Source organism: Streptomyces sp. CA-251247, assembly GCF_050952975.1.
GTDB lineage: Bacteria > Actinomycetota > Actinomycetes > Streptomycetales > Streptomycetaceae > Streptomyces > Streptomyces achmelvichensis.
Genome location: NZ_CP191861.1, coordinates 7,155,412 through 7,176,377, shown reverse-complemented (window position 1 = coordinate 7,176,377; position 20,966 = coordinate 7,155,412). Strand labels below are relative to the sequence as shown.

The 20,966-nt window shown below is 69.7% G+C and carries 20 protein-coding genes; 9 read left to right on the top strand and 11 right to left on the bottom strand.

What is annotated here, in order from left to right; translation table 11 throughout:
- The first annotated feature begins 105 nt into the window (after nt 1-105).
- From ACQPWZ_RS32015 to ACQPWZ_RS32005, 3 genes are all read left to right on the top strand, one after another.
- Complete coding sequence (locus ACQPWZ_RS32015) at nt 106-1,077, top strand: acetylxylan esterase (RefSeq protein ID WP_433573113.1); 972 nt, start codon at nt 106-108, stop codon at nt 1,075-1,077.
- A gap of 73 nt (nt 1,078-1,150) precedes the next feature.
- Nucleotides 1,151-2,647, top strand: a complete 1,497-nt coding sequence (locus ACQPWZ_RS32010) for a hypothetical protein (protein WP_433573112.1) — start codon at nt 1,151-1,153, stop codon at nt 2,645-2,647.
- A gap of 223 nt (nt 2,648-2,870) precedes the next feature.
- Nucleotides 2,871-3,428 carry a hypothetical protein gene (locus ACQPWZ_RS32005; RefSeq protein ID WP_433573111.1) on the top strand — a complete coding sequence of 186 codons (558 nt, stop codon included), beginning with the start codon at nt 2,871-2,873 and terminating at the stop codon, nt 3,426-3,428.
- A 55-nt stretch (nt 3,429-3,483) separates the two neighbouring features.
- Here the strand turns inward: ACQPWZ_RS32005 and ACQPWZ_RS32000 are convergent, their stop codons facing one another.
- From ACQPWZ_RS32000 to ACQPWZ_RS31990, 3 genes are read right to left on the bottom strand one after another with little or no spacing between them, the layout of a single operon-like run.
- Complete coding sequence (locus ACQPWZ_RS32000; protein WP_433573110.1) at nt 3,484-4,437, bottom strand: ABC transporter substrate-binding protein; 954 nt, start codon at nt 4,435-4,437, stop codon at nt 3,484-3,486.
- A complete protein-coding gene (locus ACQPWZ_RS31995) occupies nt 4,434-5,108 on the bottom strand; it encodes an ABC transporter permease (RefSeq protein ID WP_340476749.1) in 675 nt (224 codons plus the stop codon). Before ACQPWZ_RS31995 ends, ACQPWZ_RS32000 begins: the two co-directional genes overlap by 4 nt.
- On the bottom strand, nt 5,105-5,785 hold the full coding sequence (locus ACQPWZ_RS31990; protein ID WP_340476748.1) for an ABC transporter permease: 681 nt from the start codon (nt 5,783-5,785) through the stop codon (nt 5,105-5,107). The genes ACQPWZ_RS31995 and ACQPWZ_RS31990 overlap by 4 nt, the downstream gene beginning before the upstream one ends.
- 226 nt (nt 5,786-6,011) lie before the next feature.
- Here ACQPWZ_RS31990 and ACQPWZ_RS31985 point away from each other — a divergent pair, with 226 nt between their 5' ends.
- On the top strand, nt 6,012-7,655 hold the full coding sequence (locus tag ACQPWZ_RS31985; RefSeq protein WP_433573109.1) for a GMC oxidoreductase: 1,644 nt from the start codon (nt 6,012-6,014) through the stop codon (nt 7,653-7,655).
- A 133-nt stretch (nt 7,656-7,788) separates the two neighbouring features.
- Here ACQPWZ_RS31985 and ACQPWZ_RS31980 read toward each other — a convergent pair whose 3' ends face one another.
- The 5 genes from ACQPWZ_RS31980 to ACQPWZ_RS31960 all read right to left on the bottom strand — a co-directional run bounded on the left by ACQPWZ_RS31980 (nt 7,789) and on the right by ACQPWZ_RS31960 (nt 12,124).
- Nucleotides 7,789-8,268 carry a carboxymuconolactone decarboxylase family protein gene (locus tag ACQPWZ_RS31980; protein ID WP_433573108.1) on the bottom strand — a complete coding sequence of 160 codons (480 nt, stop codon included), beginning with the start codon at nt 8,266-8,268 and terminating at the stop codon, nt 7,789-7,791.
- The gene (locus ACQPWZ_RS31975; protein WP_433573107.1) at nt 8,265-9,344 is read right to left on the bottom strand and encodes an NAD(P)H-dependent amine dehydrogenase family protein; all 1,080 of its coding nucleotides are present in this window, start codon (nt 9,342-9,344) and stop codon (nt 8,265-8,267) included. Before ACQPWZ_RS31975 ends, ACQPWZ_RS31980 begins: the two co-directional genes overlap by 4 nt.
- Nucleotides 9,345-9,487: 143 nt before the next feature.
- A complete protein-coding gene (locus ACQPWZ_RS31970; RefSeq protein ID WP_433573106.1) occupies nt 9,488-9,985 on the bottom strand; it encodes a phospholipase in 498 nt (165 codons plus the stop codon).
- Between the two features lie 215 nt (nt 9,986-10,200).
- Nucleotides 10,201-10,371, bottom strand: a complete 171-nt coding sequence (locus ACQPWZ_RS31965; protein ID WP_433573105.1) for a hypothetical protein — start codon at nt 10,369-10,371, stop codon at nt 10,201-10,203.
- Nucleotides 10,372-10,384: 13 nt separating this feature from the next.
- Complete coding sequence (locus tag ACQPWZ_RS31960) at nt 10,385-12,124, bottom strand: serine/threonine-protein kinase (protein WP_433573104.1); 1,740 nt, start codon at nt 12,122-12,124, stop codon at nt 10,385-10,387.
- A 332-nt stretch (nt 12,125-12,456) separates the two neighbouring features.
- Between ACQPWZ_RS31960 and ACQPWZ_RS31955 the strand changes: the two genes are divergently transcribed.
- From ACQPWZ_RS31955 to ACQPWZ_RS31940, 4 genes are all read left to right on the top strand, one after another.
- Nucleotides 12,457-13,182 carry a phosphoribosyltransferase gene (locus ACQPWZ_RS31955; protein ID WP_433573103.1) on the top strand — a complete coding sequence of 242 codons (726 nt, stop codon included), beginning with the start codon at nt 12,457-12,459 and terminating at the stop codon, nt 13,180-13,182.
- Between the two features lie 260 nt (nt 13,183-13,442).
- The gene (locus tag ACQPWZ_RS31950) at nt 13,443-14,270 is read left to right on the top strand and encodes an FAD binding domain-containing protein (protein ID WP_433573102.1); all 828 of its coding nucleotides are present in this window, start codon (nt 13,443-13,445) and stop codon (nt 14,268-14,270) included.
- Nucleotides 14,267-16,987, top strand: coding sequence for a molybdopterin-dependent oxidoreductase (locus ACQPWZ_RS31945; RefSeq protein WP_433573101.1), 2,721 nt, complete (start codon nt 14,267-14,269; stop codon nt 16,985-16,987). Before ACQPWZ_RS31950 ends, ACQPWZ_RS31945 begins: the two co-directional genes overlap by 4 nt.
- Nucleotides 16,988-16,991: 4 nt before the next feature.
- Nucleotides 16,992-17,963: an antibiotic biosynthesis monooxygenase gene (locus ACQPWZ_RS31940; RefSeq protein WP_405574519.1), complete on the top strand. Its 972-nt coding sequence runs from the start codon at nt 16,992-16,994 to the stop codon at nt 17,961-17,963.
- Nucleotides 17,964-18,025: 62 nt separating this feature from the next.
- Here ACQPWZ_RS31940 and ACQPWZ_RS31935 read toward each other — a convergent pair whose 3' ends face one another.
- Complete coding sequence (locus tag ACQPWZ_RS31935) at nt 18,026-18,991, bottom strand: pirin family protein (protein WP_356700667.1); 966 nt, start codon at nt 18,989-18,991, stop codon at nt 18,026-18,028.
- Between the two features lie 131 nt (nt 18,992-19,122).
- Here ACQPWZ_RS31935 and ACQPWZ_RS31930 point away from each other — a divergent pair, with 131 nt between their 5' ends.
- On the top strand, nt 19,123-19,458 hold the full coding sequence (locus tag ACQPWZ_RS31930) for a tetratricopeptide repeat protein (RefSeq protein ID WP_340476738.1): 336 nt from the start codon (nt 19,123-19,125) through the stop codon (nt 19,456-19,458).
- Between the two features lie 18 nt (nt 19,459-19,476).
- Here the strand turns inward: ACQPWZ_RS31930 and ACQPWZ_RS31925 are convergent, their stop codons facing one another.
- A complete protein-coding gene (locus ACQPWZ_RS31925; RefSeq protein ID WP_433573100.1) occupies nt 19,477-20,400 on the bottom strand; it encodes an AEC family transporter in 924 nt (307 codons plus the stop codon).
- A 133-nt stretch (nt 20,401-20,533) separates the two neighbouring features.
- Nucleotides 20,534-20,884 (bottom strand): VOC family protein, encoded by a 351-nt coding sequence (locus tag ACQPWZ_RS31920; RefSeq protein ID WP_313942719.1) that lies wholly within the window; start codon nt 20,882-20,884, stop codon nt 20,534-20,536.
- Nucleotides 20,885-20,966: the final 82 nt, after the last annotated feature.

The following is a 20,966-nucleotide window of genomic DNA, read 5'->3' as shown; positions in this document are numbered from 1 at the left end:
GTACTGTGAGGGCGCTCCGGTCCTCGGTCAAGGGGTTGGACACGACTTCCCGGCTCCCTCTCCCGTGTTCCTGCGATCGCGTTCCCGAGCCAAAGGCGGTGCCTCATGGCCCACTTCGACCTGCCTCTCGACGAACTCCGCACGTGGCGGAGCCGGTCCGTCGAGCCGGAGGACTTCGACGTGTTCTGGGCGGACACGCTCGCGGAGGCACGCGGCCATGAACTCGGCGCCCGCTACGAGCCGGTGGAGACGGGACTGAGGACGGTCGAGGTGTACGACATGACGTTCGCCGGCTTCGGAGGACATCCCGTCAAGGGCTGGCTGGTCGTGCCTGCCGGAGCGCGCGATCCCCTGCCGCTGGTCGTCGAATTCGTGGGATACGGCGGCGGCCGCGGGCTCCCCCACACCCATCTGCTGTGGGCCTCCGCCGGATTCGCCCACTTCGTGATGGACACCCGCGGCCAGGGCAGCGGTTGGGCGGGCGGGGCGACCGCGGACCCGGTGGGCAGCGCACCCGCCTACCCCGGCTTCCTGACCAGGGGCATCGAGGATCCTCACGCCTACTACTACCGACGGGTGTTCACCGATGCGGTACGGGCCGTGGAGGCCGCCCGGGCCCATCCGCTCACCGACGCCACCCGCACAGCGGTGACCGGGGTGAGCCAGGGCGGCGGGATCACCCTCGCCGTGGGCGCGTTGGTGCCGGACGTGGTGGCCATCGCGCCGGACGTCCCGTTCCTCTGCGACTTCCCGCGCGCCACGACGATCACCGACCGTGTGCCGTACCGGGAGGTGGGCCACTACCTCAAGACGCACCGGGGCAGCGTCGAACGGGTCGCCGGCACCCTGGCGTACTTCGACGGGGTGCACTTCGCCGCCCGCGGGCGGGCGCCTGCTCTGTTCTCCGTGGCTCTGGAAGATGTGACGTGCCCGCCGTCGACCGTCTTCGCGGCCTTCAACGCCTACGCCGGCCCCTCGAAGGCCATCGAGGTCTATGACTTCAATGACCACGAAGGCGGCGGGCCGTTCCAGGAGCAGGTTCAACTGCGGTGGCTGGCCGGGCTGTTGACGGCCTGAGGCGCTTGGGGCGACCTGCCCGTGAAGCCGTACCCGGCCGGTGGCGTGCACGGCGTCGGCTACGGTGCTGAGTGTGGTGATCACGGGAGGGGACACGGCGGCACCAGGTACCGCGTTGCTGATCGCGGCCGCGCCGGTCGGTAAGGGGCGTCTGATCGACGCGAGTTCGGTGCTGCCCGCGCTGGCCGCCGTACCTCCGAGCGCGCTGACGGGCACGGCCGCCGCGACGGTGGTCGAACTCGCGGACCCGCTCGACCCGCAGACCGTCCTGACCCGGATCCGGGCCGCGGCCGCCGCCGAGGGCCCGGTGTTCCTGTACATCGCCGGTCAGCTCCAGCTCGACCGCAAGCAGCGGCTGCCCCACTTGGCGCTCGCGCGGTCCACACCCTCGACGTTGCGGTACACCGCCCTGCCCTGGCACTGGCTCGGCGCGGAGCTGATGATCAGGCGTCCCGGCACCACGACGATGGTCGTGGATCTGGTCGCGGACGCGGAGACGTGGCCACGCGTGGCCCGGGAGGGACTCGGCCTGGGCGCCGGCGTGCAGCTGTACGGCCGCGTCGCACCGCCCCCGCAGCGCAGGGACGCGGTGGGCCCCGCCTATCTCGCGGCCTGCGCCTCCATCTGGCGCAGCGGCTCCCGGCCGACCCTCGCGGCCCTGCACGAGCAGGCGGCGCTCCAGGCGGGGGTGGAGGGTGCGCTGCTGCTGGCGCCGACGGCGGGCACGCCACCGCACGGAACGACAGTGGGTGGCGGGTATGTGTCCCTGCCGCACGGGGCGACGGAAGGGGGCGGGTACGCGACCCACCCGCCCGCGGCTCTCCCGGTGGCCCCTCCGGTCCCGGCGAACGGCGCGTACGCGCCCGTCACCACCGTCCCGCACGCGCCCGTCACCACCGTCCCGCACGCGACCGCGCCTGCCGGAGCGGGTGGCGGCGCGCAGACCGATGCCCGGCCGGCGCCGCTTCCCGTCCCGCCCGTCGTCGCGGCCGACGCACCCGCGCCCCTGCCTCTCTCCCCGGGCGCCGCTCCGGCGCCGCTCCTCCCCGCACAGACCGTCGGCAGCAGCACGCCCCCGACGGCCGCGGGACCCGGTGCGGCCTCCGTGAGCGGTCCCGCGGACGGTGGCGACCCCCATCCCGGCATCCTCGCCGCCGCGCACGCCGGGCGGCATCACGAAGCCGCGGCGGCCGCCGCCTCGTGGGAGCAGCAGACCCTGCGCAGCCATGGGCCCGCATCTCCCGAAGCCCTTCACTGGGTGGAGGTACGCGCCGATCTCGCTCGGCTCGCGGGTGATCCCGCCCTCAGCTGCGAGTTGTGGACGGCCGCCGCCGAGACCCGGCTCACCCGGCAGCAGGCCGCCGACGATCCCGATGTCGAGGGCGCCGTCGACCGTGCGCACCACCAGTGGGAGCAGATCAGGGACGTCGTACGGGCACGGTCGCTGGCACCGGGGCTCGTCGCCCTGCGGCGGCGCGTCCCGGGCCGTCAGCGCGGGGCCCTTCAGGTGCTGCAGCGGCGCCTGGAGAATCTGCACGCCGAGCGCCCGGCCGGCAGCGGCACCTCCTGACCCCTCCCGGACGTGTGGCCGTGGTCACGCTCCCCCGACCCGCGCGGCCCACGGACGGCCCCCTGGGGCACTGGGCACCACGGCTGTGACGTACGCCCTGTCGGCGCTCCGGCGGACGCCCTTACGCTGGCCGGCCCCGCACGCCCCGGGCACGCGACGCCTCGCGACCCGACCACGCAGTGGTGACAGCACCACGGCGGGCACAGGGAAAGGACCGTCCACCATGCCCAGTGATCTCTCGCCGGTCATCGCCGCCTCCGCGCGCTGGCTGCTGTCGGCGTTCCCCCCGGCCGCCGGCCCGCTGAACGACGCCCTGGCCGAGGCCCAGGCTCGGCATGCGGTCACCATCGCCGCCGCCCTGCGCTACCCCACCGCTCTGGACGCCGAACTGCTGGACCTGCTCGGTCCCGGCGGCTCGGGCCGGCTGGACGCCGTCACCGGCGTCGATACCCTCCCGCTGTGGGCGGCGGAGATCGACTGGCGCACACGGGTGGACGAAACCGTCGTCAGCTGGGCGGCCTGCCTGCTGGCCGACGCCGATCTTGCCGTCGTCGCCGCTGCCTGCACGGCCGCGACGCATCACGGCGCGGGCGGGATCGGCGGTGCGGGCGGCGGCATCGGCGGTGCACGCCGGCTGACCGTTCCGAGCCCCCGCGATCACCGTGCCGCGCCACTGCTGCGGCATCCGGACCTTCTCCACCCGATCGCGGACCTCCACCGCGCGGCACTGGTCGAGCTCCTCGCGCCGGCCCCCACCGCAGTCGCGCGAGGCCGTGCGTGACGGCGTGGTCGAGGCCGTGCGTGAGGTACCGCGTGACGTCGTGGTGGAGGTCCGGTCACGTACCGGACCTGGGCAGCAGGCCATTGGACTCCAGGTAGTCCCTCGCCACGTCCTCGGGCAATCGCCGCCAGCTGTCCACCTGTTCGTTCATGGACGCCAGATCCGCCGTCGTGAGCACCGAGTTGAGCTTGCCGAGTGCCTTCGTGACGCCGGCGCTCCCGGCGCGTGAGCGGTTCACCACCGGCACGATGTAGTCCGCGTTCTGCAGGTGCTTGTCGTCCGCCAGCAGCACCAGTCCGAATTCGTCGAGCGTCCCGTCCGTCGTCGTGGTCAGCACCATCTGGTCCTGTCCACTCTGGACCGCCTGCTTGGCCTGGGTGGTACCGACGCCCTTGGGATCCACCGCGGTGATGTCGATGCCGTACGTCTTCTTCAGCCCGGGCTCACAGTACGGCCGCTGGACGCACTCGTCACCGGCCGCGAGCCGTACGGGTCGGTGCGACCGGCCCAGGTCGCTCAGCGTCTTGAGCCCGTGCTTCTCGGCGAACGCCGCGCTCACCGCGAACGCGTTCTGGTCGACGGCCTTCCCGGCGTCGAGCACGGTGAGACCGCGGGGCGTCGCCAGCCCCCGCAGGGCCGTCATCGTCACGGCGAGATCGGGCGAGCCGACGGTGCCCGCCTTCGGCCCGTTGGCCTTGGCGTTCAGCCAGTCGGCGAAGGTGGCCGCGTACTCCGGCACCACGTCGATCTGCCCGCTCTCCAGCGCGGGTTCGTAGATCTCTCGGTTGGTCACGGACAGGATCTCGGTGCTGTAGCCGGCGTTCTGGAGCAGCAGGGCGTACATCTGGGCCAGCAGATCGCTCTCGGTGAAGCCCGCGGATCCGATCGTCAGATGCTGGCTGTCGCCGGGCGATTCGGTGACAGCGCCCTGGTTCTCCAGCGACGGGCCCGTCGCACAGGCCGTGACAACCACCAGCGAGGCGACGGCGAGCGCGTGGCGGGGCCTCATCCACCGCTCCCCCGCACCCACCCGGGTGCCAGCCGCTGCCCCAGTTCGAACAGGCCCTCCACGAGCAGGGCGAACACCGCGACCAGCACCGCACCGGCGACCACCTGCGGGGTGGAGGCGAGGTTGAAGCCCGCGGTGATGATCCGTCCGAGTCCGCCGCCGCCCGCGAGTGCGGCGATGGTCGCGGTGGCGACCAGCTGCACGGCCGCGATCCGTACACCCGTCAGGATCAGCGGCAGTGCGAGCGGGATCTCCACGCCGAAGAGCATCTGACGACCGGTCATCCCCATCCCGCGGGCCGCGCGGACGACGTCCTGGTCGACTCCGCGCATGCCCACATAGGCGTTGGTCAGCAACGGCGGAACGGCGAACAGCACCAGAGCGATGATCGTCGGCCAGGAGCCGTACCTGCCGATCGGGCTGAGCAGCAGCAGGACCAGTACGGCGAACGTGGGCACCGCGCGCCCGATGTTGGAGATGTTGACGGCCAGCGCGCCGCCCTTGCCGAGGTGTCCGAGGACGAGGGCGACGGGCAGAGCGATCAGACAGCTCAGACCGAGGCACACGGCGGTGAGGAACAGGTGCTCGCCGAGCCGGTTCCAGACGCCGTTGTCGCCGGACCAGTTGGCGGCGCTGGTGAGCCAGTCCCAGGCGGCTGAAAGGGTGTTCATGCCTGTCCCCGTCGCGTCCAGGGCGTGGCGAAGCGCTGGACGAGCAGGAGCAGCAGATCCGCGGCGACGGCGATGACCACGCAGAGCAGCGAGGCGGTGAGCACCTGGGCCTTGAAGTAGGTGTTCATTCCCGCGTAGATGAGGTTGCCGAGACCGCCGTAACCGACGATCGCGCCGATGGTGACCAGGGAGACCGCGGAGACCGTCGCGATCCGCAGTCCGGCCATGGCGGCGGGCAGCGCCAGCGGCAGTTCGACGGCGAGCAGCAGGCGGATGGGGCCGTAGCCCATTCCGCGCGCGGCCTGCCGGGTCTCCTGCGGTACCGCGCGCAGTCCGGCGAGGATGTTGCGGACCAGCAGGGTGAGCGAGTACAGGACCAGACCCGCGATGACGAGCGAGGCGGAGAGCCCGTAGGCGGGGAGGAGCAGCGAGAACATCGCGAGCGACGGGATCGTGTAGAGGACGGTCGTCACCCCGAGCACGGGTCCGGCGGCCCAGCGCCAGCGGCGTGCCGCGACGGCGAGAGGGACCGCGAGAAGCAGGGCGAGCGCCACCGCGATCAGCGTGAGCTGGAGGTGCTGGAGGACGGCGTCCCAGAGGATCTCACGGCGGGTGGACACATAGTCACCGCAGATCCAGTCATTGTGCGCGAGGCAGTCGTCGGGGGTCGCGGTCACCTGTTCATTGCAGCCCGGCCGCGGCCCTGACCGCGCGTTCTGCTCGCCTGTCCGGGTGCCGGCGCTTCCCGCCCGGTCGCCGTGGGACGCCGTGGGACGCCGTGGGACGCCGTGACCAGGTGATCCAGATATGTGATCGGACACAAGTTACCTAAAGGTATGTAGTGACTTCCCATGCGGGCAGCAGTAGAACGTGTTCCCATTCGTCAAGAGTGAGGAACATCACATGACCGACGCTCACCTGCACGACAAGACCCCCAAGGGCGTATCGCGCCGTCGATTCATCACAGGAACCGGTTCCATTCTGGGCGCCGTGACGCTCGCCGGTCACACCACCCCCGCCCAGGCGAAAGCCGCCCTCGTGCCCGCTCCGATTCCGCCGGGCGCCCATGTCCCGGCTCTCGTGATCGGCACCGGGTACGGCGGCTCGGTCGCCGCCCTGCGTCTCGCCCAGGCGGGCATCGACGTGCACATGATCGAGATGGGCATGGCCTGGGACACCCCCGGCCCGGACGGGAAGATCTTCGCCAACACCACCAAGCCGGACAGACGCTCCTACTGGCTGCGCACCAAGACCAAACAGCCCCTCAGCAACTTCCTCGGATTCCCGATCGACAAGGCCATCCCGCGCTACACCGGGATCCTGGACGCCGAGGAGATGGGCGGGATCATCGTCTACCAGGGGCGCGGAGTCGGGGGTGGCTCCCTGGTCAACGGCGGTATGGCGGTCACACCCCGCCGCGAGAACTTCCCGGCGGTCCTCCCCTCGGTGAACACCGACGAGATGTACAACGTCTACTACCCGCGCGCCAACGCCGCGCTCGGGGTCAGCACGATCGACCCGGCCTGGTTCGAGACCGCCGAGTGCTATCAGTACGCCCGGGTGGGCCGTAAGCACGCCCAGCGCTCCGGCTTCCCGTTCGTGTTCGTGCCCGATGTGTACGACTGGGACTACATGAAGCAGGAGGCGGCCGGCACCGTTCCCAAGTCGGCGCTGGAGGGCGAGATCCTCTACGGCAACAACTACGGCAAGAAGTCCCTGCAGAAGACCTACATCGCTCAGGCCAGAGCGACCGGCAGAGTCGCCATCTCACCGCTGCACAAGGTCACTTCGGTCCGTCCCGCCGCCACGGGCGGGTACACCGTCGTCATCGACGAGATCAACACCAACGGTGACACGGTCACCACCAAGAGCGTGACGGCGGACAGGGTGTTCTTCGCGGCCGGGAGTGTCGGCACCAGCAAACTCCTGACCAAGCTCAAGGCCACCGGCGCGCTGCCCGGCCTGAACTCCGAGGTCGGCAAGGGCTGGGGCGACAACGGCAACGTCATGTGCGGCCGCGCCAACCACCTGTGGGACCCGACCGGCAAGCTCCAGTCGTCCATCCCCTGCTCCGGCATCGACAACTGGGCCGCCGGAGGCGCGTTCGCGGAGGTCGCACCGCTCCCCACCGGAATCGAGACGTTCGCCTCGTTCTATCTGTCGATCACCAAGAATCCGCACCGGGCCCAGTTCACCTGGAACGCCGCGACGGGAACAGCCGATCTGAACTGGCAGACGGCCTGGAAGCAGCCCTCGATCGACATGGCCAAGACGATCTTCGACAAGATCAACGCGAAGGAAGGGACCATCTACCGGACGGACCTCTTCGGCGCCTACAAGATCTGGGGGGACCATCTCACCTACCATCCGCTCGGTGGCGCGGTCCTGAACAAGGCGACGGACAACTACGGCCGCCTCCACGGCCATCCGGGTCTGTACGTCATCGACGGCGCGCTGATCCCCGGCAACACCAGCGTCAATCCGTTCGTCACCATCACGGCGCTCGCCGAACGGAACATCGAGAGAATCATCGCCGCAGACCTGTAGCAACGAACTGACCAGCGCAGACGTGGAACAAAAAAACTGACCGGCAACGACCGGCGGAGGCCGAGGGACGAGCCTTCACGCGGGTCGGCCGGGAGCCGGGGCCGGCCCATCTCACCGAGCGGCCCCGGACACCTCAGTGGCCGGGCAGGACGCACACCGCGTCGAGGCCCAGCACATGATTGAGCCTGCCGAACGCCAGCCAGGAGCCGATGCTCATACTCAGCTCCACGATCTCGTGCTGGCTGTAGTGAGCGGTCATCCGGGTCCAGAACTCGTCGTCGAGGCCGTGGTGATCCAGGGCGTACCGCTCCGCGTACTCGGCGGCCAGCCGGGTGCGGCCGTCGAACGCCGCCGTGGTGCGCCACTGCGTCACCGCCTCGGCGAACTCGTCCTCGACCTTTTCGCCGTCCCGGTCGGTACGCCAGTCGAGGCAGAAGAGGCATCCGTTGATCTGCGCGATCCGCAGCCGTGCGGCTTCGAACTCACGGAGTCCCAGGGTCGTGTGCTCGTAGACCGACAGCGAGAAGTTGGCGGCGGCCATGCCGATGCCCGGGACCATGTCGCCCCACACATAGCCGATCGGCTCCTGGCCCTCGGGAATGTCGATGTTCATCGCCGGCTCCTTCCGAGCCTGCCGACTGCGGCACGCAGTGGGACGTCGAGTGCGTCATAGAGTCCCGGTTCCGCCTCCACCAGCCAGTCGATGGCGTTGACCAGCCGGCCGACCGCCGTGGCGTTCCCGCCCGCCGAACGGTTCTCTCCCTCGTCGGTTGCCTCGACCGTGACCTCGATGCGCGGGCGGCCCTCGATGATCACCCGGTGTGCGCCGGCGCCGTCCGGTGGTGTGGGCCAGTGGGGAGCACAGGACGGGTGGATACGCGTGACGTGCTCGATGACGATGCGCGCCTCACCCTCGACGATGCCCTGCACCTCGAACCGCACGGCCCCTTGGGTACCCGCTTCGAAGTCGCCCATGGTCCTCGTGCTGACCGTGGTGTCGAGCGGGCACCGGTCCAACGTCTCGCGGATCTCGTCGAGTTCGACACCGAGCGCCCTGGCCATCAGCCGTATCTGTCCGCCCCACACCATGGTGGGGATCGACGGGGCCAGCATCAGCGGCTCGTAGTCCATCGGCTGGCCCATGCCGACCAGATACCGGACCGAGTCCGGCTGGTCGTAGGTGGAGTAGTCGAAGATCTCCTGGCACCGGATCACGTCCACGGATGTACCGAGGCCGCTGATCAGCAGCGGCAGTACATCGTTGCCCCATCCCGGGTCGACGCCGGAGACGAACAGCGAGCCACCGCCGTCCGCGATCGCCGCCAGTACCGGGTCGCGCAGTTCCTGGGGGGCGTTGCGCTGGTCGTAGAGGGCGTACAGCGCGGGAGTGACGACCACCGCGCCGGCCCGGACGGCCCTGACGATGTCGGCCTGGGCCTCGTCGGGGCGGATGTCACCGGATGCCGCGTACACGACGGCGCGTGGACTCGCGGCCAGCACCGTGTCGATGTCGTCGGTGGCCGTGACGCCCAACTCTTCGGTCAGGCCCGCGAGATGGCCCGCGTCGCGGCCCACCTTGCCGGGGTTGTGGACGATGACGGCCGCGAGTTTCAGCGCGGGATGAGCCTCGACGGCGCGGATGGCCGCGCGGCCGACATTGCCGGTACCCCAGACCACCGTGGAAATCATGCGGCGGAGGGTAGCGCGGGGCCCTTGACGTTCCTAGAGCCATGAACGACCCGAAATGAGGAGATGCATGACCGGTCGGTACGCACGTGTTGCGGGCCCGGGTGCGCGATGCACCCGGGCCCGCAGATCGCCATGACGAACCGTCAGGCGGCCTGTCCCGCGGCGCCGGCGCCCGCCTCGGCCGGCGTGACACCGAAGATGTCCACTGCGTGGTAGTACGTCCAGGCGGTGCTGTTGCAGGCGGTCCTGGTCGCTCCCGAGTAGCCGGCGCAGACGCGCTTGAGGTCCTCGTAGAACGCCGAGTCGATACGGGACTTGTTGGCGGAGAACGTGCCGACGGCCTTGTAGTTGCGATACCCGAAGTCGTGGCGGGCGCAGGCCGTCTGGAAGGGGAAGCCGAACGGGTTGTCGGGCGAGGAACTGCAGTAGTCCGTCGTCCAGTTGAAACCGTACGCGGCCCAGGCGCCCTGGTTCTGACGGGCGGCGTTCCACGCGTTGTAGCTGGAGGCGCTGGTCTGGGTCCAGGAGCTCAGGACCTGCGGCTTGTCGGCCGGTGCGGCCGAGGCGGACGTGGCGGGGATCAGCGCCAGCGGTACTGACAGGGTGACCACGGCGAGAGGGAAGGCGAAACGGCGGCGCATGCGGAACCTCCGTGACTGGGGCCTTGTCGCCTCGCGGGCTCTCACGAGGCTCTTTCAGCGTGACGTCATGTCCCTGTCAGGGATAGATGGCGGATGTCACGTGCCACTGAATTTCCCTCACCTTCAGTTCCGCGCCTCCGTACTTCGCCGACCGAGGGGCGAAAGTTCAGGCGAATGGCCCCTCGGCCCGGCGTCAACTCCGGTATGGAGAAGGGTCAGCAGTGACGCATGCCGGCTGCCGGGTCCCTGCCGATGTCGACGTTGCCGCCCCAGACCCACGCGCCGGAGTGCATGAGGCCGATGTCGTAGCCGATCACCGTGCCGAAGTACCAGTCGTCGGCGGTGTATCCGCCCGCGGTGACAACGGGACGGGCCCGAAGCGTCATTCCCGCCGAAGCGTCAGTTCTCGGCCGCCACCTTGTTCAGCACCGTGCCGTCGAAGTCGGCCGCGAGATATCCGGACGAGCTGTAGTCGTCCGTGAGGTAGACGTTCACCGTGGGGACGTCCTCGAAGACGGGCCCGCGGACGATGACGTAACGCATCGTCGGCTCGCTGATGCCCAGCTCACGGTTGGCCCGGGTGATCAGCGTCGGCAGCTTGTCCCACGTGACCTTGCTGACGTCGACCGGTCCCTCGTCCGTGCCGATCACCGTGCCGCCCGGCCCCTGCTTCGACGCGCGGCCGTCGCGGTACTCGTAGCGGTCGTACTTCTTCCGGCTGCCCTTCATCGGGACTTGGGCGATCGCGTACTCCTCGTACACGACGAGTTCGAAGAACTCCGTGGTGTGCGCCGTGGTTTCGAGCGCCTTGATCACCTCGCGAACGCCGGCAGGCGTCAGCAGGTCGGCGGACTTCTGCGACGGCGGCAGCGCTGCCTGGTCCGGCTGCTCCGTGCCCTTCTCCGTGTCCGAGGCCCCGCCCGGCGTCCTGGCCTTCTCCGAGCCCGAGGCACCGCCCGTCGCGGTTGGGGACTTCCCTCCCGAATCCTTGGTCCCCTCGCCCCCACCGGGAAGGACCTGCAGCAGCAACAGCGACACCGCGGTGATCGCCGCGGCGGCACCGACAACGACGGCGATCCTTCTGCCGCGCTTCGGCCGACGCGCGGCGGACCCCGGCCCGGTGGCCGGCTGAGGCGTGTGGCCGAGCAGCAACGTGGCGGGGTGCGGCGGACCGAAGGTACCGAGCGGTGTGCCCGGTGGGAGGTCCTGCACCGCGTTGACGGGTGCTGGGGTGGGGAAAGCCGCGTTGTGGAGAGGCGCGTTGTGGGGTGCGGGCGGTGGCGGCGTCCCGCCCGGAACCTCCCGGCCGGCGCCGTCGAGCATGGCCGCGAGCCGTTCCGCGTCCGGACGCGCGGCCGTGTCCCGCACCAGCAGTGCGTCCAGTACGGGAGCGAGCGCTCCGGACCGCACCGGCGGCGGAATCGGCTCGTCGAGGACCGCGACCAGGGTCGACAGACTCGTGGCGCGCCGCAGCGGATGCGCGCCCTCCAGGGCGACGTAGAGCAGCATGCCGAGCGACCACAGGTCGGAGGCGGGGTTGCCCTCCTCGCCGCGGATGCGTTCGGGAGCGATGTATTCGGGCGAGCCGATGAGGTCACCGGTCGCGGTGAGACCGGCGGACTCGCGCAGCGCGGCGATGCCGAAGTCCGTCAGCACCGGACTGCCGTCCCGCCGCAGGAGCACATTCGCGGGCTTGACGTCCCGGTGCTGGATGCCCGCGCCATGGGCCGCGCGCAGCGCGGACAGCACGCCCCGGCCGACGCCGAGCGCCTCGGGGACGGTCAGCGGACCGCGCGAGAGCCGGTCGTGCAGCGACTCACCGTCCACCAGCTCCATCACGATCCACGGATAGGGGTCCTCGGGGCCGTCCACGATGTGGAAGACGGTGACCACGTGCGGGTGGGCGATACGGGCGAGCGCCCGGGCCTCGCGCAGGACGCGCTCACTGAGCATGCGTGCCCGGGCGGGGTCCGACTCCTCCACCGCCGGGTCCGCGGGCCGCACCTCCTTCAGCGCCACTTCGCGGTGCAGAACGATGTCGCGGGCCCGCCACACGGTGCCCATGCCGCCGCTGCCAAGTCTGCCGAGCAGTTCGAAACGGCCGTCGACGATGCGTCTGCCGGCCCCCCTGGTGTCCATGGCCGGTCAGCTTACGAGGCCGGGGCCGGCCGCATGGACTCGCGTCGGGTATCGACGGGGCGTGCCGGGCGCTGATCGGCCGCCCGGGCGGCTTCCCGGCGGCCGTCGACACGATCAGGCGCGGCCCGTCGTACGGCGCGCGGTGAACGGCGGGTGCGCAGGGCGGTCCGGCCGGCAGGGACGAGTCGCCGGTGGCCCGGGGCTGCCGACGTGGCTGCCGACGCAAAAATTGCAGCAGCGAAGTCCGCGCTCGGAGAACGACTCGGGACCCGCGTGAGGTGCGCACCTCACGGCGGTGCATCCGAGCCGGCGGGCCTTCGAGGAGGCCATCGATGCCGCACCATCTGTTCCACGATCGTCGGGACGCCGGCCGTGAGCTGGCCGGGCTCCTCGGGCACATCGACGATCCGGAGGTGATCGTTCTGGGGCTGCCGCGCGGCGGTGTCCCGGTGGCGTACGAGGTCGCCCTGTCCCTGGGCGCCCCGCTGGATGTCTTCCTGGTCCGCAAACTGGGCGTTCCCGGTCATGAGGAAGTCGCGATGGGAGCGATCGCCGGCGGTGGCGTGACGGTGCGCAACGACCATGTCATCCGCAGCCTGCGCATCACCGACGAGGCGCTGCGGAGTGTGGCGGAGCGCGAGGGCCGCGAGTTGCTGCGGCGGGAAGAGGCGTACCGCGAAGGCCGTCCCTGGCCCGAACTGACCGGCAGGCCGGTCGTCCTGGTCGACGACGGCCTGGCGACGGGCGCCAGTATGAAGGCTGCCGTCCGCGCGCTGCTGGACCAGGTACCCTCACGCGTCGTTGTCGCGATACCCACCGCACCGGCCTCCGCCTGCCGGGAGTTGAGGGCTCTGGTCGACGAGGTCGTGTGCGCCACCACGCCTTCCCCCTTCTCGGCCGTCGGCAACTCCTACGCGGACTTCGGGCAGACGACGGACGGCGAAGTACGGGAACTGCTGCGCGCGGCGCGGGATCCTGGTCGGGCGCGGCCGGCTCGGCGCATCCCTCGCCGAGACTCCGGGGGCGGCCGAGGGGCGGAGAACGGAGGTCGTCCGTAAACCCTTCATTCCCTGCTCGCAGGACTTTCCAGGACTGTCGCGAGCACACGAGAAGACCGCGTAGGTGCATGCGCACCATGGCGCGGACTCGGCTCGGCCGACCCGTCTGCGATATCCTTGACAAGGAGTCCTGCCCGTCCCCTCGAGCCGTCAGTCGGCCGCGGTCGGAATGAGATTCTCTCGCTCGAGGTTGCGCCGCTCCCAGGGCACATCAATGACGCGCCGACGTTCGGTTGTCGCGGCGAGAGAGACCAGTCCTCATGGACCTCAACACCATTACCGAAGTCGTCCGGCGACCCTCCGACCGGCCGGAGGAGGAATGGCGCGACGGCGACGCGTGGCTCGCAGGCGGTACGTGGCTCTTCTCGGCGGAGCAGCCGGAGCTGCGCCGGCTGATCGACCTGACAGCGCTTCCCTGGGATCCCCTCGTCCCGAGCAAGAGCGGCCTCGGCATCGGGGCGACGTGCACCATCCGCGAGCTGTACGCCTTTGCTCCGCCGAGCGACTGGATCGCGGGCACCCTTTTCAGAGAATGCTGCGAGGCGTTCCTGTCCTCGTTCAAGGTCTGGAACTCGGCGACCGTGGGCGGAAACATCTGCCTGTCGCTGCCTGCCGGCCCGATGATCACCCTGACGGTCGCGCTCGAGGCGAGTTACGAGCTGTGGAACCCTGACGGTTCCACGCGTTCCGTCGATGCTCTCGATTTCGTCACCGGCAACAACCGGAACATCCTTGCTCCCGGGACAATCCTGCGCCGCATCGACATTCCCGCGCGCGCTCTGCGGAAGCGCACCGCGCATCGCCGCTTCTCGTTGACCCGCCTCGGCCGGTCGACGGTGTTCCTCATCGGTACCCGGACACCGGGAACGAGCGATCTGCTGCTCACCGTCACTGCCGGCACCACACGGCCGGTGCGCCTCGCGTTCGACACCATGCCCGATGCCGGGACCCTGAGGCAGAGCATCGACGCGATACCCGCAGACGTGTGGTTCGCCGACCCCAACGGGACCCCCGGACACCGTCGCCATCTCACACACCACTTCGCGGAGGAGATTCGCCGTCAACTCACCCCTGGTGGCCCGTCATGACGTACATGGTGAACGGCACGAGCTTCGACGACGACCCGGATCCCGGCCAGTGCCTGCGCACCTTCCTGCGCTCTCTCGGTCACCACGGCGTCAAGAAGGGCTGCGACACAGGAGATTGCGGCGCGTGCACGGTGTGGCTGGACGGCGAACCGGTCCACAGTTGCATCACCCCTGCCTTCCGTGCGGACGGTCGTGAGGTCACGACGATCGAGGGCCTCGGATCACCGGGCAACCTGCATCCCGCGCAGCGCCGGTTCCGCGATGCCCCCGGGTTCCAGTGCGGCTTCTGCACCGCGGGGATGATCATGACGACAGCAACGTTCAGCGAGGCCCAGATCGAGGACCTGCCGTGGGCGTTGAAGGGCAACCTCTGCCGCTGCACCGGCTATCGCGCGATCGAGGACGCCGTGAAGGGCGTCGTCGGTGTGGAGACGGCCGCACCGGGAAAGGCCGTGGGGACGAGCGTCGGTGCACCGGCGGCCGACGACGTGGTGACCGGTCGCGCCGAGTTCACGATGGACACGCGGATCGACGGCATGCTGCACCTCAAGGTCCTGCACTCACCCCACGCACACGCCCGGATCATCTCCATCGACAAGACCGCCGCACTCGCGGTCCCCGGCGTGCATCGGGTCTACACCTGGGAGGACGTGCCGCGCAGGCGATTCACCACGGCGATCCACACCGACCATCTCGTTGATCCGGACGACACGTTCATCCTCGACGACACGGTCCGCTTCATCGGTCAGCGCGTCGTTGCCGTCCTCGCCGACACGGAGGGCGCGGCAGAAGAGGGCTGCCGACGGGTCGTCGTCGAATACGAGCCGCTACCGGCCGTGTTCGACCCCGAAGAGGCGATGGCCGCGGGGGCGCCACAACTGCACGGCGAGGGTGATCCGTTCGCCCGTGACCCCGTCCGCAACATCCTGCTCGAGATCCATGCGCACGTCGGCGACATCGAATCAGGCTTCGCGGCGGCCGACGTGATCCACGAAGGGACGTACTTCTCACCCCGCGTTCAGCACGCACACCTCGAGACCCATGGGTCGATCGCCTGGATGGAGGATGGCCGCCTGAACGTCCGCACCAGTTCGCAGTCTCCGTCCATCGCGAAGGTCAAACTGGCGCATCTCTTCGCGCTCCGCCCGGACCAACTCCGCGTGTTCTGCAAGCGCGTCGGTGGCGGCTTCGGCGGCAAGCAGGAGGTGATCTCGGAGGATCTGGTCGCACTCGCCACTTTGGACACCGGGCGTCCCGTCTGCTTCGAGTACACCCGCGAAGAGGAATTCACCACAGCTTCGCCACGGCACCCGATGACCCTGACGGTCAGGCTCGGAGCGAGGGCGGACGGAACGCTCACGGCGTTCCAGGTCCGGAATGTGTCCAACACGGGCGCTTACGGCAACCACGGCGGTGAAACGCTGTATGCCGGTGGTGCCGCCGTCATGATCTACCGCTGCCCCAACAAGAAGTACGACGCGTTCTCCGTCTATACGAACACCGTGCCGAGCGGCGCACTGCGCGGTTACGGCATGACGCAACCGGCGTTCGCCGTGGAATCGGCGATGGACGAACTGGCTCGCGCACTGCACATCGATCCGCTCGAACTGCGGCGCCGCAACATCGTGCGACCGGGCGAACCGCTGGTCTCCCTCCACGACGGCCCCGACGACGTGGTGTTCACCGAGGACGGGCTCGGGCGGTGCATCGACCGGGTGGATGAGGCCCTTGCCCGGAGGGCCGACGATCCGTCCCCCGGCCCCGGGTGGCTCGTCGGGACCGGCGTCGCGAGTTCACTGCACGAGACCGCGCCTCCGACCGAACACATCTCCGAGGCCTGGGTCACGCTCGGCGACGACCTGATCTACGAAGTGGCCGTGGGCACCGTCGAATTCGGGGAGGGTACATCGACCGCGCATGTCCAGATCGCGGCCAACCAGCTGGGGACGACACCGTCACGGATTCGCCTGGTGCAGTCCGACACCGACCGCACGGGATTCGATACGGGCGCCTTCGCGAGCGCCGGCCTCTTCGTATCGGGCAATGCGGTACTCGGAGCGGCCAATGCCGTGCGCGATCGCATTCTTGAATTCGCTGCCGCGCAGACGGGTGTCCATCTCGTCATGTGCTCGATGGACGACGAGGACGTCGTCTGCGGAGATCAGCGCATATCGTTGGCCGAACTCGTCGCACGGGCAGCAGCTCGCGGCATCCGGTTCACCGCCGCCCGCAAGGCCTACGGCTCGCCCCGCAGCGTCACCTCCAATACGCAAGGGTTCCGCATCGCCGTCCACCAGGTGACGGGTGAGATCCGTGTTCTCTACAGCGTGCAGGCGACCGACGCCGCCGTGGTCATCAATCCCGCGCAGGTCCGGGGACAGGTGGAGGGCGGCGTCGCCCAGGGAATCGGCTTCACGCTGACCGAGAATTTCCACGTGGACGCGAACGGTGCCATGGTCAACCCGAACTTCCGCAACTACCGCCTCCCCACGTACGCCGACACTCCCCGAACCGACGTGCTTCTGGTGAACTCGTCGGATTCCGTCGGGCCCATGCGGGCCAAGGGGATGGCGGAATGCTGTATCAATCCGGTGGCGCCCGCACTGGCGAATGCGCTTCATGACGCCACGGGCGTCCGTTCTCGCGCGCTGCCACTGACTCCGGAACGCATTTACAGCCGACTCGGCGAGAACCTGTCGGCGCCGACGAAGGCCTGAGCCCATGACCACCGAAAAGCTGGAGAACGCCGCGGCGACGGTCATCATCGGCCAGAAGGTGCTGCCCGGACGGGAGCGGGAGTTCGAGAAGTGGCAGGAGGGCCTCAACTCGGCTGCCTCCGAGTACGCCGGCTACCTCGGTTCCGACGTCTCCGCACCGACCACCTTGCAACCCGACTGGGTCGTCGTCTACCGATTCGACTCCATCGCCCATCTCCAGGCGTGGATCAACGGCGCGACGAGGCAGAGACTTCTCGAGACCGGCAGCAAGTACTTCGACGGTCCCGCGACCCAGCAGGTCGTCAGCGGCGGCACAGAGCCGATGGATCCGCTGGTGACCGTCGTGGTCACCCACCGCGTCCATCCGGATCATGTCGACGACTTTCTGGCATGGCAGCACCATATGAACGAGGAGGAGCGCAAGTTCGAGGGCTTTCGGGGAACGGAGCTCTTCCGCCCGGTCGAGGGACTTCAGGATGAATGGACCACGCTGTACCGGTTCGACAACGCCGACCATCTCGATGCCTGGCTGACGTCCGGCAAGAGGCAGGAAGTTCTCGCCGAAGGCAGGAAGTTCAGCGACTTCGAGCTGCGCACGATCGACAACTCGTTCGGCAGCTGGTTCGCCTTCGAGGAGAACGGCAAGGAGGCACCGCCGCCCTCGGAGACCAAGACCTCCATAGCGGTCTGGGTCGGCCTGTACCCGACGGTCGTTCTCCTGACCCTCGCCCTGTCCCCACTCGGCATGCCGTTCTGGATCGGACTGCTGGTGGGCAACCTGCTGTCCAGCTTCGTCATGAGCTTCGTGACCATGCCGTACTACGTGAACCCGTTGCTCAAGAAGTGGTTGCGGCCGCCGGTCGACGCGCCGGCGGCCAGGACCAACCTCCTGGGTCTCGGGATCGTCGCCGCGGCGATCGTGTTCTGGGCCGCCCTCTTCTACATCGTGACGACACAGATCTGGTCGCTGCCCTGACCCGGGGGCGTCCCGCCGCCGCGGCGTTCCGGACGCTCTGCCCCGGACCGCAGTACACCGCGTCAGCGCACGCGTCCCCGCGCCTTCAGGGGTGTCGGCGGCAGCGTGGGCGCGGGGAGCGGAGCTCCGTCGTAGCCCTTCACCTCACCGAAGCGGGCGCCCTCCATCCACCCCCGGCGGGCGTCCTCGATCTCCTGCTGGGACCGCCCGATGAAGTTCCACCACATGATGATCTCCTCCTCGAACGGCTCACCGCCGAGCAGCATCAGACCGGCGTCGGACTCGGCGCGCAGGGGGAGTTCGGTGCGGCCGCAGCCGAGATAGAGCATCGAGCCGGGCATGAGGGGCACACCGTCGACGTGAGCCTCGCCGGACATGGCGAGCACGGCGTACTCGAAGTCGGGGTCCAGCGGCAGGCTCGCCTCGGCGCCACGGGTGAGCGCCAGGTCCGCGCCGACGATCGGGCTGTACGTCGTGCCGGGCGAGGTGGCGCCGTCGAGGGAGCCGAGGACGACCGTGGCGGTGAGTCCGGGCGCGGTGACCGTGGGCAGGTCGGTGTAGTGCTCGAAGTCCGGCTCCACCTGGCGGTGGGCGTCCGGGAGCGCCACCCAGAGCTGGGCGCCGTGCAGAAAGCGGGCGTGCGGCCGGGGGCTCTCCTCGGAGTGGCTGATGGCCCGGCCCGAGGTCATCAGGCCCAGCTCGCGCGGCCGGATGGTGGCGAGGCTGCCGGTGCTGTCGCGGTGGAGCACCTCACCGTCGTGCAGCCAGCTGACGGTCTGGAGTCCCATGTGCGGGTGCGGAGGCACCTGCATCCCGGGTTCGTCGGCGATGTCATCGGGACCGTAGTGGTCCACGAAGGCCCACGCACCGACCATCCGGCGGCCGAGGTTGGGCAGCAGCCGGCGTACCTCGGTGGACTCGCCGAGCGGTACACGACGGGGGCTGAGGAGCTCACGGACGGGCTCGGCGACGACGAACCCGCGACCGCCGCAGACGGAGAGGGTGGCCTGACGATCGAGATTGCTCATGACGCTCAACCTATTCCTGTACGAGCGGTGGCGGTCTGCCCCCACGCATCCCAGAGTAGTGGAATGTTCAACCATCTTCGTCTGTTGATCCGACCACAGGCACACGACACAAGGCCCGAGGAGGAGAGCGGATGAACGACACCTACTACGAGTTCGGCACCGCCGCCGAGCGGTGGGACCGTGCGCAGCTGTTCTTCGGCGCCAAGGAGTACCTGACGGCCGCCCGGATCCTGCGGGGGCTCGTCGCCGAGGAGCCGCGGCAGATCGCGCAGCGGCTGCTGCTCGCGCGCTCCTACTACCACTCCGCCCAGCTGCAGCGCGCCGAGACCGAGCTGCGTGCCGTTCTGGAGCTCAACCCGGTGGAGCACTACGCACGGCTGATGCTGGGGCGGGCCCTGGAGCGCCAGGGACGGCCCGCGGACGCGGCCCCGCATCTGCGGATGGCGGCCGCGATGTCCGGGGAGTGAGCGCCCGGGCCCGGCAGGTCAGGCGAGCAGCCAGGTGATGAGGGACAGGGACGCCATCGACAGCAGTGTCGACAACAGGATGGCGTCCCTGGGCAGCTCGGTGTTCAGCCGGTACTCGGACGCGAAGATGAAGGCGTTCTGGGCGGTGGGCAGACCCGCGCACAGCACCACGGCGTACAGCTCGTGCCCGCCGAGCCCGAACACCCAGCGGGCGAGCACGTAGGCGACCAGCGGCTGGACCACGATCTTCAGCGCCACCAGGACCCGGCGTTCGGTCCGGGCGGTCGTGTCGGGCCCGTCCGCCCGGGTGGTGAGCGACATACCGAGAGCGAACAGCGCTGCGGGGACCGCCGCTCCGCCGAGCATCTGCACGGGAGTGATCAGCTGGTCGGGCAGCCGCCAGCCCAGGAGCGCGACGGTCACACCGGCCGCGGAAGCCGCGATGATCGGATTGCGCAGCGGCAGGCGCAGAATGCGCCGCCGGCGATCGCGCGCCCCGCTCCCTGCGTCGAGGTCTATCAGGACGAGGATCACCGGCGTCACGAACAGGGTCTGGAACAGCGCCGCGGCGATGAAGAACGAGGCATCGTCGAGGACGTGCACGGCGATCGGGATGCCGAGGTTCGCGGAGTTGACGTAGGCCCCGGCCATGGCGCCTATGGTCCGGTCGGCCCGGCGCCTGCGGAACACCCGGCGGCCGAGGAGCAGGCCGAGCGAGAACACGAGGACCAGGCTGAGCGCGAAGACGGCGACGCCGGGGCTCACGAGATCCGAGACCTGGGACCGCGAGAGGGTCAGGAACAGCAGCGCCGGCATGGCGAACGTGAACGCGAACCGTCCCAGCACGCTCTGCGCCTGGGTGCCGAGCACCTGGGTCCGACCGGCCGCCCAGCCGACGGCGGTGATCGCCCAGATGGGCAGAAAGCCGGAGAGCACGGTCACCGCGCCAGCATGCCCGACGACGATCACGGGCCCGAGGCCGCCCCCGGGACAGTGCGGGGCGGCCGGCGGCGTGGCACCCGAACCGTACGACGCGCTGGGCACACGGGGTCGAGGTGGGGCGGCGCCACGGGGCTCAGCTGCGGTGGCTGAGCACGTTGACCACCCGTCCGTTGGGATCGCGTACGAAGAAGCGGCGTACGCCCCACTCCTCGTCCCGCAGGGCGTGCACGATCTCCGCTCCCCGCTCGACCATCGCCGCGTGCACGGCGTCCACGTCGTCGACCTCGATGCTCATGTCGGCCTCGACCGGCGCGGTCTCGTCGTGGGTGGCGAACGAGATCTGGGCCGTGGGGTTGCCGGGTGACGCGAGCGTCATGACCCAGCCGAGGTTCATCACTTCTTCCAGGCCGATGAGGCCGTAGAAGTCCCGGCTCTCCGCGAGGGACGCGGTGTGGATGTCGGGCACCACGCGGCGTACGGACATGGGTGGTTCCTCCCTGGGACGAGGTGGGTGCCGGGGCCCGGGCCGGTCACTGGCGCCGGGCCACGTGAGGCGGCGCGCCCGC

Bases quoted from the DNA above. Each gene is read 5' to 3' on its own strand.
- ACQPWZ_RS31945 (WP_433573101.1), top strand. From the start codon at position 14,267: ATGACGTACATGGTGAACGGCACGAGCTTCGACGACGACCCGGATCCC.
- ACQPWZ_RS31930 (WP_340476738.1), top strand. From the start codon at position 19,123: ATGAACGACACCTACTACGAGTTCGGCACCGCCGCCGAGCGGTGGGAC.
- ACQPWZ_RS31985 (WP_433573109.1), top strand. From the start codon at position 6,012: ATGACCGACGCTCACCTGCACGACAAGACCCCCAAGGGCGTATCGCGC.
- ACQPWZ_RS31970 (WP_433573106.1), bottom strand. From the start codon at position 9,985: ATGCGCCGCCGTTTCGCCTTCCCTCTCGCCGTGGTCACCCTGTCAGTA.
- ACQPWZ_RS31940 (WP_405574519.1), top strand. From the start codon at position 16,992: ATGACCACCGAAAAGCTGGAGAACGCCGCGGCGACGGTCATCATCGGC.
- ACQPWZ_RS31975 (WP_433573107.1), bottom strand. From the start codon at position 9,344: ATGATTTCCACGGTGGTCTGGGGTACCGGCAATGTCGGCCGCGCGGCC.
- ACQPWZ_RS31920 (WP_313942719.1), bottom strand. From the start codon at position 20,884: ATGTCCGTACGCCGCGTGGTGCCCGACATCCACACCGCGTCCCTCGCG.
- ACQPWZ_RS31965 (WP_433573105.1), bottom strand. From the start codon at position 10,371: ATGACGCTTCGGGCCCGTCCCGTTGTCACCGCGGGCGGATACACCGCC.
- ACQPWZ_RS31955 (WP_433573103.1), top strand. From the start codon at position 12,457: ATGCCGCACCATCTGTTCCACGATCGTCGGGACGCCGGCCGTGAGCTG.
- ACQPWZ_RS31980 (WP_433573108.1), bottom strand. From the start codon at position 8,268: ATGAACATCGACATTCCCGAGGGCCAGGAGCCGATCGGCTATGTGTGG.
- ACQPWZ_RS31950 (WP_433573102.1), top strand. From the start codon at position 13,443: ATGGACCTCAACACCATTACCGAAGTCGTCCGGCGACCCTCCGACCGG.
- ACQPWZ_RS32000 (WP_433573110.1), bottom strand. From the start codon at position 4,437: ATGAGGCCCCGCCACGCGCTCGCCGTCGCCTCGCTGGTGGTTGTCACG.
- ACQPWZ_RS31960 (WP_433573104.1), bottom strand. From the start codon at position 12,124: ATGGACACCAGGGGGGCCGGCAGACGCATCGTCGACGGCCGTTTCGAA.
- ACQPWZ_RS31935 (WP_356700667.1), bottom strand. From the start codon at position 18,991: ATGAGCAATCTCGATCGTCAGGCCACCCTCTCCGTCTGCGGCGGTCGC.
- ACQPWZ_RS31995 (WP_340476749.1), bottom strand. From the start codon at position 5,108: ATGAACACCCTTTCAGCCGCCTGGGACTGGCTCACCAGCGCCGCCAAC.
- ACQPWZ_RS32005 (WP_433573111.1), top strand. From the start codon at position 2,871: ATGCCCAGTGATCTCTCGCCGGTCATCGCCGCCTCCGCGCGCTGGCTG.
- ACQPWZ_RS32015 (WP_433573113.1), top strand. From the start codon at position 106: ATGGCCCACTTCGACCTGCCTCTCGACGAACTCCGCACGTGGCGGAGC.